25 protein-coding genes and 1 tRNA gene are annotated in these 22,973 nt (G+C 65.3%); 16 read left to right on the top strand and 10 right to left on the bottom strand.

Annotated features, from left to right (window positions below; genetic code table 11):
* Positions 1 to 6 precede the first annotated feature (6 nt).
* From AC1DUN_RS18615 to AC1DUN_RS18590, 6 genes are all read left to right on the top strand, one after another.
* Positions 7 to 1,230, top strand: coding sequence for a pyridoxal phosphate-dependent aminotransferase (locus AC1DUN_RS18615; protein ID WP_477715261.1), 1,224 nt, complete (start codon positions 7 to 9; stop codon positions 1,228 to 1,230).
* Between the two features lie 98 nt (positions 1,231 to 1,328).
* A complete protein-coding gene (locus tag AC1DUN_RS18610) occupies positions 1,329 to 2,651 on the top strand; it encodes a homoserine dehydrogenase (protein WP_477715328.1) in 1,323 nt (440 codons plus the stop codon).
* Positions 2,651 to 4,066, top strand: coding sequence for a threonine synthase (thrC, locus tag AC1DUN_RS18605; RefSeq protein ID WP_477715260.1), 1,416 nt, complete (start codon positions 2,651 to 2,653; stop codon positions 4,064 to 4,066). Before AC1DUN_RS18610 ends, thrC begins: the two co-directional genes overlap by 1 nt.
* A gap of 33 nt (positions 4,067 to 4,099) precedes the next feature.
* A complete protein-coding gene (mobB, locus tag AC1DUN_RS18600) occupies positions 4,100 to 4,648 on the top strand; it encodes a molybdopterin-guanine dinucleotide biosynthesis protein B (RefSeq protein ID WP_413330109.1) in 549 nt (182 codons plus the stop codon).
* Between the two features lie 71 nt (positions 4,649 to 4,719).
* The gene (locus AC1DUN_RS18595; RefSeq protein WP_477715259.1) at positions 4,720 to 5,982 is read left to right on the top strand and encodes a molybdopterin molybdotransferase MoeA; all 1,263 of its coding nucleotides are present in this window, start codon (positions 4,720 to 4,722) and stop codon (positions 5,980 to 5,982) included.
* Between the two features lie 22 nt (positions 5,983 to 6,004).
* Positions 6,005 to 6,256: a MoaD/ThiS family protein gene (locus AC1DUN_RS18590; RefSeq protein WP_074575242.1), complete on the top strand. Its 252-nt coding sequence runs from the start codon at positions 6,005 to 6,007 to the stop codon at positions 6,254 to 6,256.
* Between the two features lie 9 nt (positions 6,257 to 6,265).
* On the opposite strand, the gene dapA is transcribed toward AC1DUN_RS18590, so the two are convergent.
* A complete protein-coding gene (dapA, locus tag AC1DUN_RS18585) occupies positions 6,266 to 7,162 on the bottom strand; it encodes a 4-hydroxy-tetrahydrodipicolinate synthase (RefSeq protein WP_477715258.1) in 897 nt (298 codons plus the stop codon).
* Positions 7,163 to 7,449: 287 nt separating this feature from the next.
* On the opposite strand from dapA, the gene AC1DUN_RS18580 reads away from it, so the two are divergent.
* Complete coding sequence (locus AC1DUN_RS18580; protein ID WP_477715257.1) at positions 7,450 to 7,926, top strand: molybdenum cofactor biosynthesis protein MoaE; 477 nt, start codon at positions 7,450 to 7,452, stop codon at positions 7,924 to 7,926.
* 3 nt (positions 7,927 to 7,929) lie between these two features.
* On the opposite strand, the gene AC1DUN_RS18575 is transcribed toward AC1DUN_RS18580, so the two are convergent.
* Positions 7,930 to 8,835: an aminotransferase class IV gene (locus AC1DUN_RS18575; RefSeq protein ID WP_477715256.1), complete on the bottom strand. Its 906-nt coding sequence runs from the start codon at positions 8,833 to 8,835 to the stop codon at positions 7,930 to 7,932.
* 130 nt (positions 8,836 to 8,965) lie between these two features.
* Here AC1DUN_RS18575 and AC1DUN_RS18570 point away from each other — a divergent pair, with 130 nt between their 5' ends.
* Positions 8,966 to 9,742, top strand: a complete 777-nt coding sequence (locus AC1DUN_RS18570) for a TetR/AcrR family transcriptional regulator (protein WP_477715255.1) — start codon at positions 8,966 to 8,968, stop codon at positions 9,740 to 9,742.
* A gap of 24 nt (positions 9,743 to 9,766) precedes the next feature.
* Here AC1DUN_RS18570 and AC1DUN_RS18565 read toward each other — a convergent pair whose 3' ends face one another.
* Positions 9,767 to 10,339, bottom strand: a complete 573-nt coding sequence (locus tag AC1DUN_RS18565) for a hypothetical protein (protein WP_477715254.1) — start codon at positions 10,337 to 10,339, stop codon at positions 9,767 to 9,769.
* Between the two features lie 121 nt (positions 10,340 to 10,460).
* Here AC1DUN_RS18565 and clpB point away from each other — a divergent pair, with 121 nt between their 5' ends.
* From clpB to AC1DUN_RS18550, 3 genes are all read left to right on the top strand, one after another.
* Positions 10,461 to 13,061 (top strand): ATP-dependent chaperone ClpB, encoded by a 2,601-nt coding sequence (clpB, locus tag AC1DUN_RS18560; protein ID WP_477715253.1) that lies wholly within the window; start codon positions 10,461 to 10,463, stop codon positions 13,059 to 13,061.
* Between the two features lie 173 nt (positions 13,062 to 13,234).
* Positions 13,235 to 14,077 carry a hypothetical protein gene (locus AC1DUN_RS18555; RefSeq protein WP_477715252.1) on the top strand — a complete coding sequence of 281 codons (843 nt, stop codon included), beginning with the start codon at positions 13,235 to 13,237 and terminating at the stop codon, positions 14,075 to 14,077.
* A complete protein-coding gene (locus AC1DUN_RS18550) occupies positions 14,074 to 14,415 on the top strand; it encodes a hypothetical protein (protein ID WP_477715251.1) in 342 nt (113 codons plus the stop codon). Before AC1DUN_RS18555 ends, AC1DUN_RS18550 begins: the two co-directional genes overlap by 4 nt.
* Before the next feature lie 5 nt (positions 14,416 to 14,420).
* Here the strand turns inward: AC1DUN_RS18550 and AC1DUN_RS18545 are convergent, their stop codons facing one another.
* The 5 genes from AC1DUN_RS18545 to AC1DUN_RS18525 all read right to left on the bottom strand — a co-directional run bounded on the left by AC1DUN_RS18545 (position 14,421) and on the right by AC1DUN_RS18525 (position 18,346).
* On the bottom strand, positions 14,421 to 15,134 hold the full coding sequence (locus tag AC1DUN_RS18545) for a YebC/PmpR family DNA-binding transcriptional regulator (RefSeq protein WP_007867079.1): 714 nt from the start codon (positions 15,132 to 15,134) through the stop codon (positions 14,421 to 14,423).
* A gap of 144 nt (positions 15,135 to 15,278) precedes the next feature.
* On the bottom strand, positions 15,279 to 15,782 hold the full coding sequence (locus AC1DUN_RS18540) for a CreA family protein (RefSeq protein WP_477663007.1): 504 nt from the start codon (positions 15,780 to 15,782) through the stop codon (positions 15,279 to 15,281).
* A 121-nt stretch (positions 15,783 to 15,903) separates the two neighbouring features.
* Positions 15,904 to 17,004: a DNA alkylation repair protein gene (locus AC1DUN_RS18535; protein ID WP_477715250.1), complete on the bottom strand. Its 1,101-nt coding sequence runs from the start codon at positions 17,002 to 17,004 to the stop codon at positions 15,904 to 15,906.
* A gap of 35 nt (positions 17,005 to 17,039) precedes the next feature.
* Positions 17,040 to 17,354, bottom strand: a complete 315-nt coding sequence (locus AC1DUN_RS18530) for a chaperone modulator CbpM (RefSeq protein ID WP_477715249.1) — start codon at positions 17,352 to 17,354, stop codon at positions 17,040 to 17,042.
* The gene (locus AC1DUN_RS18525) at positions 17,351 to 18,346 is read right to left on the bottom strand and encodes a DnaJ C-terminal domain-containing protein (protein ID WP_477715248.1); all 996 of its coding nucleotides are present in this window, start codon (positions 18,344 to 18,346) and stop codon (positions 17,351 to 17,353) included. Before AC1DUN_RS18525 ends, AC1DUN_RS18530 begins: the two co-directional genes overlap by 4 nt.
* A gap of 186 nt (positions 18,347 to 18,532) precedes the next feature.
* Between AC1DUN_RS18525 and AC1DUN_RS18520 the strand changes: the two genes are divergently transcribed.
* Complete coding sequence (locus tag AC1DUN_RS18520; RefSeq protein ID WP_477715247.1) at positions 18,533 to 19,957, top strand: coniferyl aldehyde dehydrogenase; 1,425 nt, start codon at positions 18,533 to 18,535, stop codon at positions 19,955 to 19,957.
* Between the two features lie 10 nt (positions 19,958 to 19,967).
* Here the strand turns inward: AC1DUN_RS18520 and AC1DUN_RS18515 are convergent, their stop codons facing one another.
* Positions 19,968 to 20,846, bottom strand: coding sequence for a CAP domain-containing protein (locus AC1DUN_RS18515; RefSeq protein WP_477715246.1), 879 nt, complete (start codon positions 20,844 to 20,846; stop codon positions 19,968 to 19,970).
* A gap of 163 nt (positions 20,847 to 21,009) precedes the next feature.
* Between AC1DUN_RS18515 and AC1DUN_RS18510 the strand changes: the two genes are divergently transcribed.
* Both AC1DUN_RS18510 and AC1DUN_RS18505 read left to right on the top strand, forming a co-directional pair.
* On the top strand, positions 21,010 to 21,228 hold the full coding sequence (locus tag AC1DUN_RS18510) for a YgaP-like transmembrane domain (protein ID WP_477715245.1): 219 nt from the start codon (positions 21,010 to 21,012) through the stop codon (positions 21,226 to 21,228).
* Positions 21,225 to 21,779: an RNA polymerase sigma factor gene (locus tag AC1DUN_RS18505; RefSeq protein ID WP_477715244.1), complete on the top strand. Its 555-nt coding sequence runs from the start codon at positions 21,225 to 21,227 to the stop codon at positions 21,777 to 21,779. Before AC1DUN_RS18510 ends, AC1DUN_RS18505 begins: the two co-directional genes overlap by 4 nt.
* 638 nt (positions 21,780 to 22,417) lie before the next feature.
* Here AC1DUN_RS18505 and AC1DUN_RS18500 read toward each other — a convergent pair.
* A tRNA-OTHER gene (locus AC1DUN_RS18500) sits at positions 22,418 to 22,500 on the bottom strand.
* Here AC1DUN_RS18500 and AC1DUN_RS18495 point away from each other — a divergent pair.
* Together AC1DUN_RS18495 and AC1DUN_RS18490 are read left to right on the top strand one after the other, a co-directional pair.
* Positions 22,501 to 22,635: a hypothetical protein gene (locus AC1DUN_RS18495; RefSeq protein ID WP_477715243.1), complete on the top strand. Its 135-nt coding sequence runs from the start codon at positions 22,501 to 22,503 to the stop codon at positions 22,633 to 22,635.
* Positions 22,613 to 22,972, top strand: coding sequence for a low molecular weight protein tyrosine phosphatase family protein (locus AC1DUN_RS18490; RefSeq protein ID WP_477715242.1), 360 nt, complete (start codon positions 22,613 to 22,615; stop codon positions 22,970 to 22,972). The genes AC1DUN_RS18495 and AC1DUN_RS18490 overlap by 23 nt, the downstream gene beginning before the upstream one ends.
* The last annotated feature ends 1 nt before the right edge of the window (position 22,973 follow it).

Below are 22,973 nucleotides of genomic sequence, written 5' to 3'. Positions count from 1 at the left end.
CGTTTCATGAAACCGATCAACAAATCCGCCAAGCTTGCCAATGTGCTGTACGACATCCGCGGCCCGATCATGGACGCCGCCAAGCAGATGGAGGAAGAGGGCCAGAAGCTCATCAAGCTCAATATCGGCAACCTCGCGGTGTTCGGTTTTGACGCGCCCGAGGAAGTCCAGCAGGACATGATCCGCAACCTGCCCGCCTCGGCCGGTTATTCGGACAGCAAGGGCATTTTTGCGGCGCGCAAGGCCGTGATGCACGAAACCCAGAAGCAGGGCATCAAGGGCGTCACGCTGGACGACATTTACCTGGGCAACGGCGCGAGCGAGCTGATTTCCATGGCGACCAACGCCTTGCTCGACGACGGCGACGAATTGCTGCTGCCGGCGCCAGACTACCCGCTGTGGACCGCCTCCACCAGCCTTTCGGGCGGCACGCCGGTGCATTACCGCTGTGATGAAAGCAATGGCTGGATGCCCAACCTGGACGACATCCGCGCCAGGATCACGCCCAGGACCAAAGCCATCGTGGTCATCAACCCCAACAATCCCACGGGCGCGCTGTATTCCGACGAGCTGCTCAAGGGCATCATCGGCATCGCCCGCGAGCACGGCCTGGTCATCCTCGCCGACGAGGTCTACGACAAGGTGCTCTACGACGGCGTCAAGCACACGGCGATTGCCAGCCTGTCGACCGACGTGCTCACGCTGACCTTCAATTCGCTGTCCAAAAGCTATCGCTCCTGCGGCTACCGCGCCGGCTGGCTGGTGGTGTCCGGCCCCAAGAAGCAGGCACAGGACTACATCGAGGGCCTGAACATGCTGGCCAACATGAAGCTGTGCTCCAACGTGCCGGGCCAGTGGGCCATACAGACGGCACTGGGCGGCTACCAGAGCATCAACGACCTGACCTGCGAGGGTGGGCGCCTGCGCCGCCAGCGCGACATAGCCTATGAGCTCATTACCGCCATTCCCGGCGTCACCTGTGTCAAACCCAGCGCCGCGCTCTACATGTTTCCGCGGCTGGATCCCGAGGTCTACCCGATCAAGGACGATCGCCAGTTTTTCCTGGAACTCCTCAAGGAGACCAAGGTCATGCTGGTGCAGGGCACGGGCTTTAACTGGGCCGAGCCTGACCACTTCCGCATCGTCTTCCTGCCGCATGAGGAAGACCTGCGCGAAGCCATAGGCCGCATTGCGAAGTTCCTTGAGAACTACCGCAACAACCGAACTTGACCCTGTATTCGGCCTCCCTCTCTTTTTCGCACCTCTTGGGGTGCGGGCATCCAAGATCAACGTAAAGCAAGACCCGAGCGACTATGAAACCGACGAATTTGAGCCCCATCCGCGTAGGCCTCCTGGGCATAGGTACCGTGGGCAGCGGCACCTACAACGTATTGCAGCGCAACCAGGAAGAGATCCGCCGCCGCGCCGGCCGGGGCATTGAAATCACCATGGTCGCCGACCTTGACGTGGCGCGCGCCAAGGCGGCCGTCGGCGCGGGCGTGCAGGTGGTGGACGATGCGCGCAAGGTCGTGGCCAGCCCCGACGTCGACATCGTCATCGAACTCATAGGCGGCTACGGCATCGCCAAACAACTGGTGCTGGAAGCCATCGAGGCCGGCAAGCACGTGGTCACCGCCAACAAGGCGTTGCTGGCCGTGCATGGCACCGAGATTTTCGCGGCGGCCCACCGCAAGGGCGTGATGGTGGCGTTTGAGGCGGCCGTCGCCGGCGGCATCCCCATCATCAAGGCACTGCGCGAAGGCTTGACCGCCAACAGCATCCAGTGGATCGCCGGCATCATCAACGGCACCACCAACTTCATCCTGTCCGAGATGCGCGACAAGGGCCTGGACTTCGACGCCGTGCTCAAGGAAGCGCAGCGCCTGGGCTACGCCGAGGCCGATCCCACCTTCGACATCGAAGGCGTGGACGCCGGCCACAAGGTCACCCTGATGTCGGCCATCGCCTTCGGCATCCCGGTGCAGTTCGACAAGGCTTATGTTGAAGGCATCACCGGCCTGGCCGCTCAGGACATCCGCTATGCCGAGCAGCTCGGCTACCGCATCAAGCTGCTGGGCATCACCAAGCGCGCCGCCAACGGCATCGAGCTGCGCGTGCACCCCAGCCTGGTGCCGGCCAAGCGCTTGATCGCCAACGTGGAAGGCGCGATGAATGCCGTGGTGGTGCAGGGCGACGCCGTCGGCACCACGCTGTACTACGGCAAGGGCGCGGGCAGCGAGCCCACCGCCAGCGCCGTGATCGCCGACCTGGTGGACATCGCCCGCCTGCACACGGCCGACCCCGAGCATCGCGTGCCGCACCTGGCCTTTCAGCCGGACGCCATGAGCGACCTGCCCGTGGTGCCCATGTCCGACGTCGTCACCAGCTACTACCTGCGCCTTAAAGTCGCCGATGAGGCCGGCGTGCTGGCCAAGGTCACCGGCATCCTGGCGAGCGCGGGCATCAGCATAGACGCCATGCTGCAGCGCGAAGCGGATGAAGTGGGCGGCGAGGGTTCCACCCACACCGACCTCATCATCCTCACGCACGATTGTGTGGAAGCGAAGATGAACAACGCCCTGGCGCAAATGCAGGCGCTGCCCACGGTGCTGGCGCCCATCACGCGCATCCGCAAGGAGGAACTGGCCTGATGCAGTACCTCTCCACCCGCGGCCATGCCGACCGCAAGCGCTTTTGCGAGATCCTGCTCGAGGGCCTGGCGCCGGACGGCGGCCTGTATTTGCCCGAAAGCTATCCGCAGGTTAACGAAGCGACCCTGGCCAAATGGCGCGGCCTGGCCTATGCCGACCTGGCCTTCGAAATCCTCTCGCTGTATGTCGACGACATTCCCGCCGCCGATCTTAAGGCGATCTGCCGCAAGACCTACACCGAAGAGGTGTTCGGCACAAAAGCCATCGTCCCGCTGAAGAAGCTCGAGGATGGCTTGTACCTCGAAGCCCTGTCCAACGGCCCCACGCTGGCCTTCAAGGACATGGCCATGCAGCTGCTGGGCAACCTGTTCGAATACGAGCTGGCTCGCCGCGGCGAAGAGCTCAACATCCTGGGCGCCACCAGCGGCGATACCGGCAGCGCGGCCGAATACGCCATGCGCGGCAAAAAAGGCGTGCGCGTCTTCATGACCTCGCCGAACGGCCGCATGAGCCCCTTCCAGCAGGCGCAGATGTTCAGCCTGCAGGACGAGAACATCCACAACATCGCGATCGAAGGTGTGTTCGACGACTGCCAGGACATCGTCAAGGCCGTGTCCAACGATCTGGCCTTCAAGCGCCAGTACAAGATCGGCACCGTCAACTCCATCAACTGGGCGCGTTTGATGGCGCAGGTGGTCTACTACTTCGCCGGTTACTTCCAGGCCACGAGCAAGAACACCGAAAAAGTCGACTTCACCGTGCCCTCGGGCAACTTCGGCAATGTCTGCGCCGGCCATGTGGCCCGCATGATGGGCCTGCCTATAGGCAAGCTGGTGGTGGCCACCAACGAAAACGACGTGCTCGACGAGTTCTTCCGCACCGGCGTCTACCGCGTGCGCAGCAGCGCCGACACGCACGAGACCTCCAGCCCCTCCATGGACATTTCCAAGGCCTCGAACTTCGAGCGCTTTGTGTTCGACCTGCTGGGCCGCGACGGCGCCAAGACTAAGGCCTTGTTCCACGACCAGCTCGGCAGCCAGGGCCGCTTCGACCTGAGCGCCGAGCCGGCTTTCAAGTCGGCCGCGCAGCGCTACGGCTTTGTCAGCGGCAAGAGCATCCATGCCGACCGCCTCGCGACGATTCGCGACACCCACAAGCGCTTCGCCACCACCATAGACACACACACCGCCGACGGCGTGAAGGTGGCGCGCGAGCAGTTGCAGCCCGGTGTGCCCATGGTTGTGCTGGAGACCGCGCTGCCCATCAAGTTCGCGGCCACGATTGAAGAGGCGCTGGGCCATGTGCCCGAGCGGCCCGCGAAGTTCGAAGGCATAGAGGACCTGCCCAAGCGCGTCAAGCTGCTGCCCGCCGATGCGGCCGTGATCAAGCGCTACATCGCCGACCATGTGCATTGATCCGGGTCGCGGTCCCGCCTGGAAAGCCCGGCCATGAACGTCATCGGCTTTGCCGGCTATTCCGGTTCGGGCAAGACCACGCTGGTCGAAAAGCTGATCCCCGCGCTCAAGGCGCGCGGCCTGCGTGTGTCGGTGGTCAAGCATGCCCACCACAAATTCGACATCGACCACCCCGGCAAGGACACCTTCCGCCACCGCGTGGCCGGCGCCTTTGAGGTGGTGGTGGCTTCGCAAAACCGGATGGCGCTGATGCGCGAGTTTGAAAAACCAGCCGAGATGACGGTGCACCAGCTGATCGCCGAGCTCTACGGCGGTGTGGACTGGGTGCTGGTCGAAGGCTTCAAGAGCAGCGACCTGCTCAAGATCGAGGTCTGGCGCGGCCCCTCGGCCGATTACGCCGGCAAGCCCTGCCTCTACATGGACGACGATTTCATCGTCGCCATCGCCACCGACGCCCCCGGCCAGCTGCCCCAGGCAACCTTGCGCCCTGTGCTGGATTTGAACGACGGCGACGCCGTGGCCGAGTACCTGGTCAACAATCAGGAACGCTTTGCCTATTCCTTTGAAGACCGTTTCGGCTAGGCCCGGGTGAAGGCCAGCCCCAAGCCTGCCAGCTTTGTTCTGTTCATGCCCTTGTTCCGGACACCCCGACCATGAGTTCTGCCTCCACCACCACGCCCGTCAGCCCCGCACCTCAGCCCGGCCGCGCGCCCCTGAAACCGCTGGACCAGGCGCTGGCCGAATTGCTGGCCCGCGCGGCGCCTTTGCCCGGCCTTGAGGCGGTCTCCACCTTTGATGCGGATGGCCGTGTGCTGGCCCAGGACCTGGTCTCCAGTCTCGATGTGCCGGCGCACGACAACAGCTCCATGGACGGTTATGCCGTGCGCGCTTCCGACTGGGCCGAGGGCGCCGTGCTGCCGGTCGGCCAGCGCATTCCGGCCGGAAGCAGCGGCCATGCGCTGGCGCCGGCCTCGGCGGCGCGCATCTTCACCGGCGCGCCCATTCCGCCCGGCGCCGACGCCGTGGTCATGCAGGAAGACTGCGAGGCCGTGGATGAGGGCGTGCGCATCAAGGCCCAACCCCAGCCCGGCCAATGGATTCGCCGCCGCGGCGAGGACGTGGCCGCCGGCGCCGCGGTGCTGCGCCGCGGTGAACGCCTGACACCCGCCTCGCTGGGCCTGGCCGCCAGCATAGGCTTTGACAAACTGCAGGTCGCGCCCCGCGTGCGCGTCGCCTTGTTCTCGACCGGCGATGAACTCGTCATGCCCGGCGAGGTCGCACCGGCCGACATGAAGCCCGGCGCCATCTACAACTCCAACCGTTTCTTTTTGCGCGCCTTGCTGCTGCGCCTGGGCTGCACGGTGACCGACCTCGGCATCGTGCCCGACCGGCTTGACGCCACCATCGCCGCGCTCAAGGGCGCGAGCCAGGCGCACGACCTGATACTCACCAGCGGCGGCGTGTCCGTCGGCGAGGAAGACCACATCAAGCCGGCCGTGCAGGCGCTGGGCGAACTCGCCCTCTGGCAGATCGCGATGAAACCGGGCAAGCCTTTCGCCTACGGCAAGCTAGGTGGCGCGCATTTCATCGGCCTGCCGGGCAACCCGGTGTCCAGCTTTGTGACCTTTCTGGTGCTGGTGCGTCCCTTTTTACTCAAGCTGCAGGGCGCGGCCGAGGTGGCCCCCAGCCGCATTGCATTGCCCGCGCATTTCGACTGGCCCAAGGCCGACAAGCGCCGCGAGTTTTTGCGCGCCAGGCGCAATGCCTCCGGCGGGCTGGAGCTGTTCGGCAACCAGAGCTCGGGCGTGTTGACCTCGGCCGTCTGGGGCGAGGGCGTGATCGACAACCCGGCCGGCCAGGCGATTGCCCATGGCGACATGGTGCAGTTCATCCCGTTTTCGGCGCTGATGGCCTGACGCGCCGCATCAAGGCCTTTGCATGAAAGTCACCGTCAAATACTTTGCCTCCATCCGCGAAGCCATAGGGCAGGGCAGCGAGCTGCGCGACACCCGCGCCACCACGCTGGCGGCCCTGCGCGACGAGCTGCTCGCGGCCACGCCCGCGCACGCCGCCAGCCTGGCGCGCGGCCGGTCGGTGCGCATGGCGCTCAACCAGGTCATGTGCGATGAAACCGCCGCCCTCAGCGAGGGCTGCGAAGTCGCATTCTTTCCGCCTGTGACCGGCGGCTGATCCCGCCCTTCAGGCGGCCAGCAGCGCGTCCAGCCCCTGCAGACGCTCGGCCAGTTCCGCGGAGGCCCGTGTCATCGGGCTGCGCAGCTCATTGCGAAGCAGGCCTTGCCCGGCCAGGACGGCCTTGAGCGGCCCCGGGTTGGGCTCGGCGAACAGGCCTTCAATCAGCGGCTGCAGCGGCGCCCACAAGGCTTCGGCCCCCGCCAGGTCGCCCGCCTGGATGCGCTTCAACACTTGCACAAAACGTTCCGTGTGCAGATGGGCCGCCGCCGCAATCGCGCCCCGGCCGCCCTGCGAAGCGGTCGCGAAAATATTCACATCCTCGCCCGCCAGCACCTGCAAGCGCCCATCGGCAATCAGCGCCCGCGTTTTCGCCGGGTCGCCGCCGCAGTCCTTGAGCGCCTGGATGCGCGGGTGGTCGGCCAGCGCCAGGATAGTCTCAAGCTCCATGCGGCTGCCTGTGCGATAGGGAATGTCATAGAGGATCACCGGCACGGCGCTCACGTCGGCCAGCGCGGTAAACCATTCGATCAGCCCGGCCTGCGACGGCCGTATATAGCTGGGTGCCGGCAGCAGGATGCCAGCCAGGCCCAGCGTGCCCAGGGCCTTGATGCGCGCCGCCATCTTGCCCAGGTGGTAGCCCGACAGGCCCATGACCACCGGCAGGCCGGTGGCCTCGGCCATCACGGTTTGCAGTGTTGCCAGCTGCTCGTCCTCGTCCAGGGCGGCAGCTTCGCCGGTGGAGCCGCAGACCACCAGCCCGGCAATGCCGCTGCCCTTGTAATGCTCCACCAGGCGCTTGAGTGCGCCGTGGTCGACCTTGCCCTGGTCAAACGGGGTGACAAGAGGGATCCAGAGACCCGAGAAATCGGTATTGGCCTGATCGGCACTGAGCGCTGTTTGCATGAAGACACATCCCAAAAAACTGACCGGCTTGGAAGGCCGCCATCAGAACAAGAGAAGGGTGTCCGCAAAAGACTGTGAGAAGTAAACAGCGGTTCCATCGCTCATTCGACGACGGAACCGCAGCCCCGGTCAAATGAGCAACGGTTTTTTCGATTTGCTGGCGCACGCCCCAAAGCCGCGGGCGCTGTCGTGCGTCCGGGTGGCGAAGGAGTGGGGGCGGCCAGTCATGCGGCAAATCTTACCGTAGGCGGCTGCTTTGAGGGTGGACGAGTGGCAAAATTGCCACTATGGCTTCACCGCGCGTCCTGATCACCACCGATGACTTCAACCTTGCCGAGGAGGTGGCCGCACTGCGCACCGGCGACAAGCGGGTGGGCGCCGTCTGTACTTTCACCGGCACGGTCCGTGACCGCAATGACGGCCTGAGCGTCAGCAGCATGGAGCTGGAGCACTACCCCGGCATGACCGAAAAAGCCATAGACGCCATGATCGACGAGGCCATGGCGCGCTTTGACATCTTCGGCGCGCGCGTGATCCACCGCGTCGGCCTGCTGCAGCCCCTGGACCAGGTGGTGATGGTGGCCGTGACCTCCGCGCACCGCGGCGAAAGCTTCAGGGCCTGCGAGTTCCTGATGGACTACCTCAAGACCCAGGCGCCGTTCTGGAAAAAAGAACAAACGCCCGAGGGCGCGCGCTGGGTCGATGCGCGTGTTGCCGACGACGCGGCGCTGGCCAAATGGGGCATCACGGCGCCCAATGCCTGATGTTCAGTAGCTGACCGGGTCCCGGTACGCCGCTTCGTCGTGAATCGCCCAGTAGGCCTCATACAGCCGTGTCGTGATGGGGCCGGGGAACTGCGGCAGCGGCACGCCATCGAGCTTGGCGATCGGCAAAATGCCGCCGCCGGTCGAGCTTAAAAACACCTCGTCGGCACTGCGCAGCAGCGCGGCAGGCACCGGTCCGGTCTTCAGCGGGATGCCCAGGCGCGCGCACAGCTCCATCGCGGTGCGCCGCGAAATCCCCTGGAGCACGCCCTGGTCGGCCGTGTACACGGTGCCATCCTTGGCCATGAACACGTTAAAGCCCGGGCCTTCGGTGATGTTGCCGGCGGCGTCCACCACGCAACTGGTGTCGCGCCCGCGGTCGTAAGCATCGAACATGGACTGCACCATGTCCATCCAGTGGTAGTTCTTGACGGTCGGGTCGACCGAGGCCGCCGGAATGCGCTGGCGGTCGCTGATGTGCAGGTCCAGTCCGGCCAGCTGCTTTTCGCGCGAGGCGATCCAGACATAGGGCAGGGCATAGGCGTAAAACCGGTTCTGCGCCAGGCGCGGGTCGCGCGCGCCGCGCGGCGGTACACCGCGGGTGCAGACCATGGCGACGTAGGCGTCCTGCAGGCCGCCGGCGCGCACGCAGGCGTGCAGGATGTCCCGCAGCTCGCTGCGGCTGTAGGGGATGGCCAGGTGCATTTTTTCCATGCTGGCGAAAAAGCGCTCGATATGGTCGCCGAGCCGGAAAAAAGCGCCTTGCCAGGTGCTGGCCACGTCATAGGTCACGTCCGAGCGAGTGAAGCCCCAGTCAAACAGGGAGATCTTGGCTTCCGACAGGGGAACGAATTCGCCTTCGACAAAGGCGCAGCCGCCTTCGAATTCACCGGTTTTGACCTTACGCATGGAGATTTCCTTGAGTTAGCTTGGGGGATGAAAGAGGCTGTCGAGAATTAATTGTACAAAGTTCAATATTAATTGAACGCTTTTCAATAAGCCATAAAATGGCGCATTATTTCTGCTTCTGGAAACCGCCTTGCCCACCAAACCGCCTCCACCCCGCCGCGCCGGGCGTCCGCGCAAAACCGGGGACGCGGCGGACGGCGCGGCACTGAGCCGCGAGTCCATCCTGCAGGCCGTGCTGGCCCTGATAGACCGCCAGGGCCCGCAGGCCTTCAACATCCGCGAGCTGGCCCAGGCGCTCAAGGTGTTTCCGTCGGCGATTTACTGGCATGTGCCCAGCCGCAATGAACTGATTTCGGGGGCGGTGGCGCTCGCGATGAACGGCGTGGCCGACGACCTGGTCATGGGCCGTTGGCAGGACCGCCTGGTTGCCTTGCTGCGCCGCTACCGCGAAGTGCTCAGGCGCCACCCCAGGCTGGCCCCGCTGGTGGCCAGCGAACTGATCTACAACGCGACCTTCGACGCCACCATGCTGGACCACCTGGTGCAATTGCTCGAAGACGCCGGTTTTGCCGGCGCCGACCTGGTTGATGCCTACAACGTGGTGTTTGCCGCCATGTGCGGTTTCGCGACCATGGAGCTGTCCACCGCGCCGGCAGAAGACGCCCAGGCCTGGGAAAGCGCCTGCCGCGCCCAGATCGCCCGCGTCGATGCCGTTCGCCAGCCCGCGCTCGCGCGGCACCTGGGTGCGATGCAGAACCGGGCCTTTGTGCTGCGCTGGTCCAGCGGCGACGGCCAGCCGCTGGACAGCGGCTTTGAAGCCTGGGTCGACGTGATTGTGCGCGGCGTGGAGTCGCGGGCGAGGGCCTTGCGCACCGCGGCGAAAGCTTCAAGGCCTGCGGGTTCCTGACGGACTACCTCAAGACCCGGGCTCCTAGTTCAGGTACCGGGGTCTTTCCGCGGGGTCGGGCGTCTCGGGCTTGTCCGGGCTTTCCTGGATACCGGCGAGCGGCGGTGAGTTGAGCCACTGGGATTTTTTGAGGCACTTGTTCAGGAGCTGCAACAAACCTTGAGCAAGCTGGCTGCTGATGGCGATCCGCACATGGCGCCCCGGCTCCGGCCCTTTTTCGGTGAAGTCCAGCTGCAGCTTGCCGGATTTCAGCAAGGCCATCTTGACTTCCGTCACCAGCAGCGGTTCCTTGCCCAGCGGCAGCGCGGCATCCTTGGCCTGGTAGGGCGTCTTGAAATCGCCGGCATAGGTCTGGGCTTCTTTTTTGAAGTTCTCCACCATGCGCCGGCGCTGGACGTCCTGCGGCGCCGCCGGGTCTATCTCTTCAGCCTGCCGGGCCAACTGGTCGGTGGCGGTTTGGGTCAGGACCGGCATCAGGGAGAGTGTCATGCGGCGGGTCAGCCACAGGCGCAATTCCTCGCTGTCATGGCTGCTGATGCGCACCAGCAGCCTGTCCTGCTCCTGGTGGTAGGTCACCGAGACCTGGTGGATGTTCATGGGGCGATTTTAGGTGCGCCGGAAAAATGCTTGAAAACCAGCCCCGGCTCCCCAGATACTCTGCAACACCCATCCGGATGGGCTTGGAGCCAGGCCTGCCGGAATCCACGGAGCCCTATTCATGCGACAAGACAAACTCACGACCAAGTTTCAGGAAGCCCTGAGCGACGCGCAATCCCTCGCGCTGGGCAATGACAACGGCTACATCGAGCCCGTTCACCTGCTGGCCGCCATGCTGCGCCAGGAGGACGGCCCGCGCGCGTTGCTCGAAAAGGCCGGCGTCAACGTGGGAGGCCTCACGCAGGCCGCCGACGCCGCCGTCAAAAAGCTGCCCCAGGTGCAGGGCCAGGACCAGATCCAGGTCGGCCCCGAGCTCGCCAAGCTGCTGCAGGCCACCGAAAAAGAAGCCATCAAACGCAATGACCAGTTCATCGCCGGTGAGCTCTTTCTGCTGGCCGTGGCCGATAGCAAGAGCGACGTCGGCCGCCTGGCCAAAGAGAACGGCCTGACCCGCAAGGCGCTCGAAGCGGCAATTGACGCCGTGCGCGGCGGCCAGGGCGTGAACAGCGCCGACGCCGAAGGCCAGCGCGAAGCCCTCAAAAAATACTGCATGGACCTGACCGAGCGTGCCCGCCTGGGCAAGCTGGACCCGGTCATAGGCCGCGACGATGAGATCCGCCGCGCCATCCAGGTGCTGCAGCGCCGCACCAAAAACAACCCCGTGCTGATCGGCGAGCCCGGCGTCGGCAAGACCGCGATTGTCGAAGGCCTGGCCCAGCGCATCGTGGCCGGCGAGGTGCCCGATTCCCTCAAGGGCAAGCGCGTGCTCTCGCTCGACATGGCCGCGCTGCTGGCCGGCGCCAAGTTCCGCGGCGAGTTTGAAGAGCGCCTGAAAACCGTGCTCAACGAACTGGCCAAGGATGAAGGCCAGACCATCGTCTTCATCGACGAGCTGCACACCATGGTGGGCGCCGGCAAGGCCGAAGGCGCGATGGATGCCGGCAACATGCTCAAGCCCGCTCTTGCACGCGGCGAACTGCACTGCGTGGGTGCCACCACACTCGACGAATACCGCAAGTACATCGAAAAAGACGCCGCGCTGGAGCGCCGCTTCCAGAAAATCCTGGTCGGCGAGCCCACGGTGGAGGCCACCATCGCCATCCTGCGCGGCCTGCAAGAGAAATACGAAGTGCACCATGGCGTGCAGATCACCGACCCAGCCATCGTGGCCGCGGCCGAACTGAGCCACCGCTACATCACCGACCGCTTCCTGCCCGACAAGGCGATAGACCTGATCGACGAGGCCGCCGCCAAGATCAAGATCGAGATGGACTCCAAGCCCGAGGTCATGGACAAGCTGGACCGCCGCCTGATCCAGTTGCAGATCGAGCGCGAAGCCGTGCGCCGCGAAAAAGACGAAGCTTCGCAAAAACGCTTTGACCTCATCGAAGAGGAAATCACCAAACTGCAAAAAGAGATCTCCGACCTCGACGAAATCTGGCAGGCCGAAAAGGCCCAGGCGCTTGGCTCCAAGGACGTCATGGAAGAGATCGACCGCATCCGCTTCCAGATCGAGGAGTTCACCCGCAAGGGCGACTTCAACAAGGTCGCCGAGCTGCAATACGGCAAGCTGCCTGAGCTCGAAAAGCGCCTTAAAGAAGCGCAGGACAGCGAAGCCAGCAAGGGCAAGTCCAACGCGCCCACGCTGCTGCGCACCCAGGTCGGCGCCGAAGAGATCGCCGAGGTCGTGGCGCGCGCCACCGGCATCCCGGTCAGCAAACTCATGCAGGGCGAGCGCGACAAGCTGCTGCAGATGGAGGGCAAGCTGCATGAGCGCGTGGTCGGCCAGGACGAGGCCATCAGCGCGGTGGCCAACGCCATACGCCGATCCCGCTCGGGCCTGAGCGACCCGAACCGCCCGACCGGCTCCTTCCTGTTCCTGGGCCCCACGGGCGTGGGCAAGACCGAGCTGTGCAAGGCGCTGGCCGGCTTTTTGTTCGACAGCGAAGACCACCTGATACGCGTCGACATGAGCGAGTTCATGGAAAAGCATTCGGTGGCCCGCCTGATAGGCGCGCCTCCCGGCTACGTGGGCTATGAAGAGGGCGGCTACCTGACCGAGGCCGTGCGCCGCAAGCCCTACAGCGTGCTGCTGCTCGACGAGGTCGAAAAAGCCCACCCCGACGTGTTCAATGTGCTGCTGCAGGTGCTGGACGACGGGCGCCTGACCGACGGGCAGGGCCGCACGGTGGACTTCAAGAACACGGTGATCGTGATGACCAGCAACATCGGCTCGCCCATCATCCAGTCCATGGTCGGCAAGCCGACGGAAGAGATCAAGGACGCGGTGACGGATGAGCTCAAGAACTACTTCCGCCCCGAGTTCCTGAACCGGATTGACGAGACCGTGGTCTTCCACGCCCTGGATGCGAAGAACATCGAGTCCATCGCTCGCATACAGCTCAAGGTGCTCATCGCCCGGCTGCAGAAGATGGACCTTACGCTGGACGTGTCGGAAGCGGCGATCGCCGAGCTTGCCAAGGTCGGCTTTGACCCGGTGTTCGGCGCCAGGCCGCTCAAGCGCGCCATCCAGCAGCGCATAGAGAACCCGCTCAGCAAGCTGCTGCTCGAAGGGCGCTTTCCGCCCAAGAGCACGATACCGGTGGACGTGGACCCTATCCGCGACCCGGGTGTGTTCAGGTTTGAATCGACGGTTCACTAGAGGCCTGTTGACAGGCTCCAGGCCACCGTTTTCATGGTGAGCCTCACAACCCGTCCTGGCTCGCGCCGGGGCGGGTTTTTTTTACGTCTGTGCCGTGGGGGAAATGCTGGAATCGTCCTACAGCTGCGCGGCCCTGCGCGGCCTACCATGGGCGTCTACCCATCGGATACGCCATGCCCAATCGCCTTGCCCGCGCCGCGCTGCGCACCGCCTGCCTGGCGGCTGGGCTGGCTGTTGCCCCGCAGGCCGGTGCCCAGGCCACTGGCACCCCGGACCCGGGCGTGCGCACCCTGCGGCCGGTGACGATCAGCGCCAAGGCCAACAGCGACCCGGTCGAGAAGTCCTACCGGAAAATGATTCGCGGCATGGACCTCTTTGAGCGCGAAAAAAGCCTGGCACCCAATGCCTCGCTGCGCTTCAAGCTGCTGCCGCGCCGGCGCGAGACCAATATGAACGCGATTTCCATCGAAGTGATTGGCACGACCATGGACTTTCCTGTGGCCATCGCACCCGACCGGACTTTCAGCCTGCCGCGCGACCCCAAGGCTTTCGCCGAAGATGCGCAGGTCATTCCGAACCGCAAGGCGCAGAGCATGACCTGGCGCACCGAGATCCGCACGCCGGGCCTGCCGCCGGGCATGCGGCGCCTGGGCGATTTGCGGCTGGAATGCAGGGTGGGCATGGAGGCCGGCCTGGTCTCGCGCAGCGGCGGTGTGGTGGACCGCATTGCCGGCGCCGTGTTCGACACGCCGGCCTATTGCGACAAGAAGGTGCCGCTCTACCTGTTCTTTTCCGAGCGGCCGCTGTTCAGCGTCACGCTGGCGGCCGGCGGGCGCCGGGAAGTCCTGCCCCTGGCCATGCTGTACGCAGCGGCGAGCGATGACCCCAAGCTGGATAAGGACCTGCCCGACTGCGACTGCGAGGTGCTGGTGGACCGCACCTACTTCCTGCCGCTGGGCGACCGCAGCTGGCCCGACGACACGCTGGTCGAGTTTGACTACATGGAGGGCGGATGATGGCGCCGGGCAAGCTGCTGGTTTGCATCAGCCTGGTGGTGCTGGCGGGTTGCGCGGCCATGCCCGAGGAAACACGCCCCCCTTTCCGCGACAGCCAGCTGTCCATGCAGGGCGCGCAGGCCATGGTGGTTCCCGGAACCAGCACCAAGGCCGACGTCACCGCCGCGCTGGGCCCCGCCACCGTGGTCCGCTTTGACAGCGGCTATGAGGTCTGGGCTTACCGGGAGAAGCCCCCCAAAAGCGAAATACCGGGCGCCGAGTTTGTGATCCTGTTCACGCCCTCAGGCATCGTGCAGAAAACCCGGATACGTCCGCGCTATGAGGTGCCAGCCAAGTAGCCGGCTCAGTCGCCCAGGCCCACGAAGATGTTCTGCACGTCGTCGTTGGCATCGACGGCCGCCAGGAAGGCTTCGACTTCTTCGAGTTCGGCGGCGCTCAGGCTGGCCGGGCTGATGGGGTTTTTGGCCTTGTAGCCCAGCTTGGCCGACAGCACGGTAAAGCCTTGCGCGGGCAGGGCGCGGCTCACGATGTCCAGGTCGGCATGGTCGGTCAGGAAAGTCGTCGTGCCTTCTTCATGGCCCGGCTCAAAGTCCTGGGCGCCCGCCTCAATCGCGGCGAGTTCGGGGTCGGCGCCGGCAGCTTGCGGCTCGGCTTCAATCATGCCGACGTGGTCGAAGTCCCAGGAGACCGAGCCCGAGGTTCCCAGATGCCCCTTACGGAACAGCACGCGGATTTCCGAGGCCGTGCGGTTGAGGTTGTCGGTCAGGCATTCGACCATGAGGGGCACGCGGTGCGGCGCGAAGCCTTCGTAGATCACGTGCTCGAAATGCACGGTGTCGCCGGTCAGCCCGGCGCCTTTCTTGATGGCCCGCTCCAGGGTGTCCTTGGGCATGGAGACCTTGCGGGCCTGCTCCACCACCAGGCGCAGGCGCGCGTTCGAGGCCGGGTCCGCGCCGTTGCGCGCGGCTACCATGATTTCCTTGGCCAGTTTGCCGAACAAGCGGCCCCTGGCATTCGCGGCCAGTTCCTTGCCTTTTGCTTTCCACTGCGCGCCCATGATGGGATTCCTTGCTGTTGCAGCGCTTCCGTGCGCCTGGTTGATTCGAGGAGGGCCGGGCAGGCGCGCCGCCGGCGAGGCGGGCGCGGGGACCGGGGGCTCTGGTTATACACCTACCGCGATGCGATTTCCCCAGTCCGGCGTTTATTTCACCGGGATGACCGTCCCGGCCGGCACCGGCACGGCTGTGACGCTGTTTTGCGGTGAGCCTTCAATGACGCGGTCCGAATAGGTCAGGTAGACCAGCGTGTTGCGTTTGGTGTCTATCATGCGCACCACGCGCAGCCTCTTGAAGACCAGCGAGATGCGCTCGCTGAACATCTCTTCCTGCTTGTCCAGCGGCTTGTCGCCAAAGCTGATGACGCCGGTTTGCCGGCAGGCGATGGAGGCCTCGGCTTTGTCCTCTGCCAGGCCGAACGCGCCCTTGAGGCCGCCGGTCTTGGCGCGCGACACATAACAGGTCACGCCGGCGACCTTGGGGTCGTCATAGGCGTCAACCACGATCTTGTGGTCCGGGCCTATGAACTTGAATACGGTGTCCACCGCGCCGATTTCCTCGCCGCCCGCGCCGCCGCAGGCCGACAGGAGCAGCAGCAGGCCCAGCGTGCTGAAGGCGGGGCGCAGGTGCCGTAGATATTGGGTGCTCATGGGATATCCCTCCTGATATACGTGTTGGATGCCGTGGGCTCGCTCGGCCCGGGTTTCTAATGTACAAAACCCGCGCGCCGTGCCAACCGCCCCTGTGCAAGAAGGGCAAGCAAATGTCAGTTCAAGGCTTTAAAAGCTCAAAAAAACCGCCGGCCAGGCGCTCGCCATTGACCATGATGTCCACCTCATGGCGGCCGGCATGGTGCACGCGTGTCGTGAAGTCGCGCACCACCTGGCTGCGCGAAAGCTGCAGGCTCTGGCCCGCCGCCAGGTCCAGTTCCTTGAGCTTGAAGACCTTGGCCGAACTGCTGCCGGCTTTTTTGACGTAGTGGATGGCGTAGTCCACCACCAGGCGCTGGCTCTGGCGCGAGGTGGACTGCAGCGTGAACGACAGCTCCAGGCGTTCGCCCAGGCTGAGTTTTTTCGGGCTGACGGAAAAATCACTGATGCTGACGGCCGCTTTTTTGCCGGCGCCAATCACGCCCAGCGCCCGTTTGTCGCCTTGTTTGATCAGCGTGCGCAGCGCATGCCGTGCGATCCACGCGGTATGCGGGTTCTCCAGCGGCCAGCTTTTCAGGCACTCCAGCACCCATGCCGGGTGCAGCTTGGTGATGTCGTTGAGGTGGTTGGCCACCGACTTGCGCACATAGAGGCTGCCGTCGGCCTTGAGCGTTTCCAGGATGGGTGCGGCCAGCTCCGGATCGGCCATCAAGGTATCCAGCCTGAAAGACCAGGGCAGGCGAGGGCGGCTGCCTTCGCTGGCCAGGCGCCGCACATGCTCGCTCTCGTCCTTGGCCCAGGTCTTCATCACGGCCAGCGTGCGCTCAGGGTCCTGGCGGATGAACTCGCGAATCGCGTATTCCGAGCTGCCGAAGGCGGTGAAAAATTTGAGCGCCTCCATGGAGGTGTCAAAGTCCTCGCGCCCATACAGGCCCACATAGTCCGGTAGCACCAGGGTCACAAAGCCGCTGTTGATGCGCGGCGCGAGCTTGCGCAGGATGGCGATGCTTTTGCGGTAGTCTGCGGGCAGCGTGGCGTGCAGGCATTCGCTGGTGCGTCGCAGGCGCTGCATCAATGAAAGCGCGTCCAGCCCGGGCAGCGCCAGTTTCAGAAATTGCTTGCCGTCAAAACGCGGGTAAACCGCCGCGGTCTCCGCCGCGATGTGGCGATAGCGCGCGGGATCGAAGATGTTTTTGAGGGCGGGTGCGGCGGTGTCGGGCATGGCGACCGATTCTGCCACCGCGCGCTTTTTCCGGCTTAAAGGCTTTCCAGCCGGCTTAGCTGCGCGCGCAGGCTGTCCAGTTCGTCCATCAGCTCCAGTGCCAGGGCCGCGCCGGCTGGGTTCACACCCAGGTCACGCTGCAGGCGCACGGCCACGGTGGCGCGGTGCAGATGTACGCCGGTGAAGCGCCACAGCTCCGGGGCCGGGCCAACAGGCGCCAGCAAGCCTTCGTGCACCAGGTCCACGATGAGGTCCGACTGCGCGGCGCAAGCCCGGCAGAGGTCGTCGAGCGTGAGTTCATCCTGCTCTTCCAGGATGAAACCGGCGAGGTAGTGGGTGGGGGTGTTCATGCCTTGCCTCCGGGGTTTTGCAGGCCGGCGCGCGGCCTGAAGGCCTTGAACGTCGCTGCCATGTCTTCATACGCTTTCTTTGCCGCGTCCGTGTCGGCGGCCGGCAGGACGACCTGCAGCACAAAATAAAAGTCCCCGGGTGTCTTGCCCGGCAACCCGCGCCCCTTGAGCCTGAGCTTTCGCCCGCTGGCCGAGCCCGGCGGGATTTTCAGCTCCACCTCGCCTGTGGGCGTGGGCGCTTCCACCTCGGCGCCCAGCGCGGCTTCCCAGGGCGCGACGGCCAGGGCCATGTAGACGTCGTGGCCCTCGGCGCGGTACAGGGCATGCGGCAGGAACTCGACGTCCAGGTAGAGGTCGCCGGCGCTGCCCTTGCCGATGCCTGGCGCCCCCTGGCCCGCCAGACGGATGTGCTGGCCGGCGCGTATGCCCTTGGGAATCACGAATTCGATGGTCCGGTCCTGCACCGTCACGCCGGTTTCGTCCTCCACCGGCATGCGCAGCTGCAGCTTGCGCGTCGCGCCGCTGTAGGAGTCGCCGATGTCGATCTGGATTTTGGCGTGCTGGTCCTGGCCGTGCATGTCAAAGCCGTGGCCGCCGCGCATGCCGCCAAAGCCGCCCCGGCCTTGCGGCTCGCCGCCCATGCCGCGGAAGATGGCGTCGAAAAAGTCGCTGTGGTCGAAACCTTCGGCTCCTCCAAAGTGGGGGCCGCCGGCGGTATCGCCCGAAGCCCGCCCCGGGTTCCAGCCCGGCGGCGGACGGAAGTCCTGCCCGGCCTGGTAGTCGGCGCCCAGCTGGTCGTAGGCGGCGCGCTTTTCAGGGTCGCGCAGCACCTCGTAGGCTTCGGCGATTTCCTTGAAGCGCGCTTCGGCGTTCTTTTCTTTGCTGACGTCGGGGTGGTATTTGCGCGCCAGCTTGCGGTGGGCCTTTTTGATCTCGTCGGGTGTGGCGCTGCGCTCCACGCCCATGATCTTGTAGTAATCCTTGAATTCCATGAAACACTTTCATCAGGGACGGTTGAGCTGCCAGCCATCTTGGCGCATCGGCGCTGGGCTGGCTGTCAGCCAAATGCGTCAGTTGCATCAGACCCATAAATAGGGGCGCTTGCCTCAGGGTCAACCCGGAGTCGCGCTGGAGTTGCGCCCCTACTGCGCGGGCCCGGCGCTCCCTATCATGGCCGGATGATTTCCAGCACCCCCCGGACACCGCTTCGCATCCTGTTTGACGCCCAGCACCAGGCCAGCCGCGCAGAGGCCGAAGTGCGGCTGGCACTGCGCCGGGACCGCCTGCTGCGCATACGCGCCTTGCTGGACCAGCACGGCGCCGAGCTGGCGCAAGCCGTCAATGCCGACTTCGGCGTACGCTCGCCGCAGCTCACCGAAATCGCCGATATTTTTGTGCTGCGCTCGCTGCTGTCCAGCACGCTCAGGCACCTGCCCCGCTGGATGAAGCCCGTCAAGGTGCGCACGCCGCTGTATCTGCAGCCCGCGCGCGCCTACCTGCAGCGCCAGCCGCTGGGCGTAGTGGGCGTGATCTCGCCGTGGAACTATCCGGTGCAGCTTTCGCTGGGCCCGGTCATCACGGCGCTGGCCGCAGGCAACCGCGTGATGCTCAAGCCCAGCGAACTGACGCCGCGCACCTCGGAACTGCTGGCTACGCTGCTGGGGCAATCCTTTGCGCCCGACGAGCTTTGCGTGGTGCAGGGCGATGGCCAACTGGCCGCCGAATTCGCCGGCCTGCCGTTTGACCACCTGTTTTTCACCGGCTCCACCGCCGTGGGCCGCAAGGTGGCCGAAGCCGCTGCCGCCAACCTGACGCCGACCACACTGGAGCTGGGCGGCAAGTCCCCCTGCATCATCGATGCCTCCTGTGACATCGACAAGGCCGCCATCAAGATCGCACACGGCAAGCTGCTCAACGCCGGCCAGACCTGCATCGCGCCCGACTATGTGCTGCTGCCCCGGGGCAGCGAAACGGCGTTCGGCGAGGCTTTTGCCCGCGCCGTGGCAACCCTGTTCCCGAGCATCACCGGCAACCCCGACTACGCGGCCATCATCAGCCCGCGCCACCTGGAGCGGCTGCAGGCGCTGCTGGCGCAGGCCGAAGGCGAGGGCGCGCGGCTGCAGACCATAGCCCCGGGTGCGGCCGGCGTGGGTGCGGCATCACGCCAGATGGCACCGGTGCTGGTGTTCGACGCCCCCGCCGGCTCGAAATTGCTCAGCGAGGAAATCTTCGGCCCCATACTGCCGGTGATTCCCTATACAGCCATCGACGAAGCGATCCGCTACGTCAACGCCAGGCCGCGGCCGCTGGCGCTGTACTGGTTCGGCACCGACACCGGCTCGCGCGACCATGTGCTGGCGCGCACCGTGAGCGGTGGTGTCACGGTGAACGACACGCTGATGCACATCGCCCACGAAAACCTGCCCTTTGGCGGCGTCGGCGACAGCGGCTGGGGCGCCTACCACGGCGAAACCGGCTTCCTGCGCCTCTCGCAGCAAAAACCGGTGATGCTGCAGTCCAAATGGGCGCGCGGGGATTTGTTCTACCCGCCTTATGGCAAGCGCTTCGAGCAAGTCATGGGCTTGCTGAAGCGCCTGATCTAGCGATGGGCGGTCAGGGCGCCGTCCCGAACACCTGCGTCCAATAAATCCCCGGGCCGCTCTGTCTGTTCACCACGAAGGCGGCACCCATTTCGCTGAAAGCCGGCGACATGATGTTGGCGCAATGGCCGGGGCTGTTCATCCAGCCGCGCATGGCCGCATCGGCGCTCAGCTGGCCGGCGGCGATGTTCTCGCCGATGGCATGCCAGGCGTAGCCGGCGCGCGTGGCCCGGCCGTCCACCGTGCTGCCGTCGCGGCCGGTGTGGCTGAAGTAGTCGTGGTGCGCCATGTCGCCCGCATGGGCGTTCGCAATGCTGTACAGCGTGGCGTTGAGCCGCAGCGGCGGCGCCGGCGTGAAAGCCTTGTCGCCGCAGTGCTGCGGCCGGGAGCGCGCCTGGTTGACCAGTGCCAGCACCCGCGCCTGCACCTCGCCCGCCTGCGCCGCCGCGGGCGGCGAAAAGGGCGCGGCCAGCACCACCCAGGTTTGGGTGCCGCGCTGGTGGAAGCCTGCCTCCAGCAGTTCAGCATGCATGGCCGCGCCGCAAGAGCTGCCTAGCGCTTTTTGTGTCAGGGCCGCGGCCCCGCCGGCGCCGCGCACCGTGATCTGCAGGGTGCTGACGGCGCGGTAGTCCACGGTTTTGAGCGCGCTGTCGAGCTTGCGGCCGTCCGCGACCAGCGCCGCGGCCCGCGACAGCGCGGCATTTTCACGCAGCGAGGCAGCCGGTCGGCTGCCTTTTGCGCAGCCTTGCTGGCGCAAGGCGTTCAGCGCGCGCAGCAGCGTCGGGTGGCCCTGCGCTGCGGGCTGCGCTTGCGCCGGGCCGGTGGCGGCCAGCAAAAAGGCCAGCGCCGCGCAGCCGGCGGCGCGCGGCCAGGCGCCCTGTGTTTTCCCCAAGCTGCTCCGGATAGGCATGGCCCATGATAGCCAGCCATGCCGCGCTCGCCGCGGGCTCCGGTATCAGCGTGGCAAAAGCCGATAAGATAATTTTCAAAAATCCGAACCCTTTTGGCGCCAGCAGGCCTCTTTGTCAGCATTCACCACAGCCAAGGAGTTCCTGATGTTTTTCCTGCAACGAAATCTTCCCGCCTGGGAGCGGGCCCTGCGCCTGGGCAGCGCGCTGCTGCTGGCCTGCGCCGGCCTGCTGTGGCTGCCGGCCGGCTGGCCCATGGCGCTTGCCCTGGCCAGTGCGGTGGTACTGGGCCTGACGGGTGTCGCCGGTTTTTGCCCCGCCTGCGCGCTCGTCGGCCGCAGGCCCGCAGCCAAAGGCAAGCCATGAAAGCCAGTGCCCAACTGGTGAACGCCGCCCGCGCAGGCGACACCCAGGCCATCGCCCAGTTGCTCACGCAGTGCCAGCCCGACCTCAAACGTTTTGCGCGCCGCACCTGTTCCAGCGCCGAGGATGCGGAGGACGCTGTGCAAGTCGCGCTGTGGCAGCTTTACCGCAAGATAGGCGCGCTGCGCACTGCGGCGACTTTCGCCGTCTGGCTGTTCCGCATTGTCGAGCGCGAATGCTTTCGCCTGTTTCGCGGCCGCAAGACCGCGCAGGGCCAGGAGGGCATTGATGTGGAGGCCGTCGCGGCGCAGGTGCTGCCGCTGGACCTGCGGCTGGATTTGAGCCGCGCCATCGCCGCTTTGCCCGAGGCCTACCGGGAGGTGTTGATCCTGCGCGACGTCGATGAACTCACGGCGCCCGAGGTGGCGCAGCAACTGGGCCTGGGCGTGGACGCGGTCAAGAGCCGGCTGCACCGGGCGCGCGCCATGGTGCGGGAGCGCCTGATGGCCAGCGGCTACTGGAACAAGGATGGTGGCATCGACGGCCTGCGATGAGCACCGGCTACCGATCGTCCCCGGAACCCCCACCGGCGGTCGAAAGCATGGGGTACCTGTCTTGGCACCCCCTTAGAATGGCCCCCAAAATAACCTGGAGGGGTGAGCCATGCCTTTTGTCGGACTGGGATTGCATTTCATTGTGGCGGTATTTTTTGCCGTTCACGCCCTGCGCAGCGGCCAGCAGCTGTACTGGCTGATCATCCTGTTCTCTTTCCCCTTGCTGGGCAGCATCGTCTACTTCCTGGCGGTCTATCTGCCGGACTCGCGGCTGGAACGCGGCGCGCGCAAGGTGGTGGCCGCCGCCGCGAAAACGCTCAATCCCACGCGCGAGCTCAAGGAGGCGCATGCCGCCTTCGACTACACGCCGACCGCGCAGAACCAGATGCGGCTGGCCGCGGCGCTGCTCGAAGCCGGCCAGCCCCTGGAGGCCGCCCGGAGCTACGACGCCTGCCTCAGGGGCCCGTTTGCATCCGACCTGGAGATCAGGATGGGTGCCTCGCGCGCTTATTTCGCTTGCGAGCGTTATGCCGAGGCCATCACCCACCTCGAGTTCATCCGCAAAACCGACCCTGCCTTCCGCGCGGAACAGGTTTCGCTGCTGCTGGCCCAGGCGCTGGCGGGCGCCGGCAGGGGCGTGGATGCCAGGGCGGAATTCGAATCCGCGGTAGAGCGTTTCGGCAGCTTTGAAAGCCGCGCTGAATACGCCATCTGGGCTGCGATGACCGGCGACACCGCCACCAGCGCGCGCCTGCAGATTGAACTGCAGCGCTCCATGGACCGCTGGAACCGGCACACCCGGGAGCTCAACAAGCCTTTGCTGCGCCGCTTGAATGCCGCATTTGAAGGGCGCTGAAGGCGAGGTGCTCCGCGTCCTGTTCCTTTGCAGCCTGAACCGGTGGCGCAGCCCGACGGCGGAACAGATTTTCTCGGAGCATCCCGGCCTGGAGTGTATGTCCGCAGGTCTCAACAGGGGCGCGGACAATCCATTGACGCCAGACCTTGTCGAATGGGCGGATCTGATCTTCGTGATGGAGCGCGCGCACAAGGCAAAACTGTCATCCGGCTTCAAGGGCCAGCTCAAGGGCAAGCGCGTCATCTGCCTCGGCATCCCGGACAACTACCCCTACATGGACCCGTCGCTCGTCCAACTGCTCAGAAGCAAGGTGACGCGATTTCTGCCGGGTATATAAG

It is taken from the genome of Polaromonas sp. P4_F6, assembly GCF_056401275.1.
This window is presented reverse-complemented; position numbering and strand designations above follow the sequence as displayed.